Genomic DNA, 3,528 nt, shown 5'->3' with positions numbered 1-3,528 from the left:
ACGACGGGCTCCGCCTCGGCGGTCGGTTCGTCGGCGAGCGGCGGTTCCGGTTCCGGCGGCTCGTCGGTCTCGGGCGGCTCGATCAGCGCAGGTTCCTCGGGCGCAACGGGCTCGGCCTCGGCACGCACCGGTTCCACCGGCTCGCGCACGGCGGGTTCGACGGGCTCAGGCGCCGGCGTCGGATCGGGCTCGGGCGTGGGAGCCGGTACTGCGGCAGGGGCGACCGGTACAGGAGCGACCGGCTCGGGAGCGACCGGCGGTGCGGTCTCCGGCTCCGGCTCCGCACGCTGCTGGGACCGTCGGACGAATTTGGAGTCCGGGGCGGGCTCGGACACCGGCGCGCCGGGACCGGATGCCGCGGCGGGCGCGGTCGCGGCAGCCGCGGCACGCGCGACGACGGGCGCCCCTCCGACGAGCTGGGCCTCGATGCGTTCGAGCCGCTGCAGCACCGCCGACTCCGCATCGGTCGCGGCGGGCAGCAGCATCCGCGCGCACATGACCTCGAGCAGCAACCGCGGCGAGGTGGTGCCGCGCATCTCACCGAGCGCCGCGTGCACCGTCTCGGCGTATCGGGTCAGAGTCGCCGGCCCGATGCGCTCGACCTCGTCGCGCATGCGCTCGACCTGATCACCGGGGGCCTCCACGAGTCCGCGATCCGCGGCGTCCGGAACCGCTTGCAGGAGAATGAGATCGCGGAGGCGCTCGAGCAGGTCGACGGCGAACCGACGCGGATCGTGTCCGGCGTCGACGAGGCGCTCGACCGCACCGAAGAGCGACGCGCCGTCACCGGCGGCCAGGGCGTCGACGGACTCGTCGATGAGTGCGACGTCGGTGACACCGAGCAGGGCCAGGGCGCGCTCGTAGGTGACACCGTCGTCACCGGCTCCGGCGAGGAGTTGGTCGAGCACGCTGAGCGAGTCACGGGGCGAACCGCCGCCCGCGCGGATGACGAGCGGGAAGACCGGCGGTGCGACCTGAACGCCCTCCTGGCCGCAGATCTTCTCCAGCAGTCCGCGCATCACCTGTGGCGGCAGCAGACGGAACGGGTAGTGGTGCGTCCGCGAGCGGATGGTCGGCAGGACCTTCTCCGGCTCGGTGGTCGCGAAGATGAAGATGAGGTGTTCCGGCGGCTCCTCGACGATCTTGAGGAGCGCGTTGAAACCCGCGTTGGTCACCATGTGGGCCTCGTCCACGATGAACACGCGGTAGCGCGACTCGGCCGGCGAGTACCCCGCCTTGTCCCGCAGGTCGCGGGTGTCGTCGACACCGCCGTGGCTGGCCGCGTCGAGCTCGATCACGTCGAGGTTGCCGGGGCCACCGGGGGCGAGCGCGACGCACGACGCGCAGACACCGCACGGCGTCGACGTCGGGCCCTGCACGCAGTTGAGCGAACGGGCCAGGATGCGCGCGGACGACGTCTTGCCGCAACCGCGGGGGCCGGAGAACAGGTACGCGTGATTGATGCGACCGGAATCGAGAGCGCGGCACAACGGTTCGGTGACGTGTTCTTGACCGACGACGTCGGCAAACGTAGCGGGTCGATACGTCCTGTACAGGGCCACGTCGAAGAGACTACCGGCGTGGACCGACGGCGCTCGAGGCGCCGAGGCCGTCATCCACAGGCCCCCGTGCGTCGTCGGCCGACGACCCGTTCGACGACCTCGTCAGGCACACCGCGATGGTGGCCAGCGCGGTCAGACCGAACACGCAGATGTAGGGCTGCGTGCCGAACCACCGGAACCAGTCCGGCACCGGGTTCATGAACGTCCCGATGCCGTAGAACGGCCGCAGCCCCACGGCGCCGTCGGGAAGGTAGAAACTCCAGATGAAGGTCGCGAGCAGCAAACCAACCGGCAGGACGAGCAGTCCGACGGCGGCGAGTGGTCGTCGGTTGCGCAGGGCCCCGAGGACGAAATCCACCGCGACCACGAGCAGCGGCACGAACCACACCCAGTGGTGGCCCCACGAGAACGGTGAGACCGCGGTCGTCGTCATGCCGGTCAGGGCGAGCGCCAGCACCTCGTTGCCGTGACGGAAGGCCAGGTACGCCGCGGTGAGACCGAGGACGATCGCGACCGCCGACATCAACACCCACAGACCGTTGCTGGGGTTTTCGGTGGTGAAGATGCGTGCAAGTGCGCCCCGGATCGACTGGTTCGCGGGCGTGTTGGTGGGGCCGACGCGTTGCGAGTCGAAGATCTTGTCGGTCCAGAACTTCCACGATCCCCGCGGGATGATCGCCGCCCCGACGGCCACGGTGACCAATCCGGTGACGGCCGCGACGATCGCCGGCCTCCACCGGCGGGTCACCAGCAGATAGAGCCCGAAGAACGCGGGTGTGAGTTTGATGCCCGCGGCTAGTCCGACGCCGATGCCCTTGAGTCGGCTCCCGTCGGGCCGCAACAGATCCCACATGACGATGGCCATGAGGAACACGTTGATCTGGCCGTACCAGATGGTGGTGCGCACCGGCTCCATGAGCAGGGCCACGGTCACCAGCGACACCGACGTCGCCGCGAGGCGCCAATCGGCCCGGTAGCCGAGGGCGCGGAACGAGCCGAAGACCACCCAGAACAGCGCCGCCACGATCAGCACCGACCACACCAGCACCGCGGCGTCCTTCGACATCCACCCGAACGGCTGCAGGACGACCGTGGAGAACGGCGGATAGGTGTACTCGAAACGGCCGCGGATCGGGCCGTCGTAGATCGGGATGCCGTGCAGCAGGTGCAGGGCCCCCGCTCGGTAGACCTTGAGGTCGACCTGGTTGTTGAACAGCCCGAACACACGGGCGTCGATGGGGATGTAGGTGAGCTGCACGTACACCGCGACCGCGGCGATGACCGCGAGCAACAGCAGGAAGATCGGATGACGGGGCAGGCTCTTACCCGCCCGTCGCCCGGCGGGGGCGGCCGAACTCGGTGAGTTCACAGCACTCTCCCTGTTTTCCGTGGAATGTGAGAGATAGTAACCACCTCGGCGTACGGCAGGCGAACATCGCTCGCCGGGGGCCGTTCGGTGTCGGCACTGCTCAGAGACCGTTTTGAACGCTTTCGGTCGGTTCGGCGCCGGCTACCGGCTCGCCGCGACGCGGGCCGTGGACTCCGTCACCCGGGGCCGGGTCGTCGCGAGAGCGACGATCGTCGTCACCGCGGCCACCACGAAGATCCAGTTGTAGGGGTCATAGGTGAACCAGCGCAGCCAACTGATGCCGTACTTGAAGAACAGACCGGTGTAGTACGCGTCCGGGTGTTCGACGCCCACGAAGGTCATCCGCCCGGCGATGTGGGTCCGCCACGCGAACGTCGTCAGCACCAGTCCGACGACACCCGCGCCGGCCAGTAGGCGCACCGCTGCCGTCCGGGCCGCGAAGACGTGGTGCAGCGCGATCACCCCGAGCGGGACGATCCACACCCAGTGATGCCCCCACGACATCGGCGACACCGCACACGAGGTCAGCCCCACCAGCGTCAGCGCGAGGAGTTCGTGCCCGCGACGGTGCGCCATCAGCGAAGCGGTGAGCCCCAG

The 3,528-nt window shown here is 69.4% G+C and carries 2 protein-coding genes and 1 pseudogene; all 3 read right to left on the bottom strand.

The genetic code is table 11. The features are described 5' to 3' along the window. Positions 1 to 1,562: DNA polymerase III subunit gamma and tau (locus JHC79_RS14955; RefSeq protein WP_296392142.1), on the bottom strand; the 1,562-nt coding region annotated here is incomplete at its 3' end. A 10-nt stretch (positions 1,563 to 1,572) separates the two neighbouring features. After that, complete coding sequence (locus JHC79_RS14950) at positions 1,573 to 2,931, bottom strand: glycosyltransferase 87 family protein (RefSeq protein ID WP_296392140.1); 1,359 nt, start codon at positions 2,929 to 2,931, stop codon at positions 1,573 to 1,575. 141 nt (positions 2,932 to 3,072) lie between these two features. Beyond that, positions 3,073 to 3,528 (bottom strand): annotated as a pseudogene (locus tag JHC79_RS14945) (glycosyltransferase); the annotation flags it as partial.

It is taken from the genome of Williamsia sp., assembly GCF_016462415.1.
Lineage (GTDB): Bacteria > Actinomycetota > Actinomycetes > Mycobacteriales > Mycobacteriaceae > Williamsia_A.
Note: the sequence above shows the minus strand (reverse complement) of the source record. Positions and strands in the feature narration are given on the sequence as shown.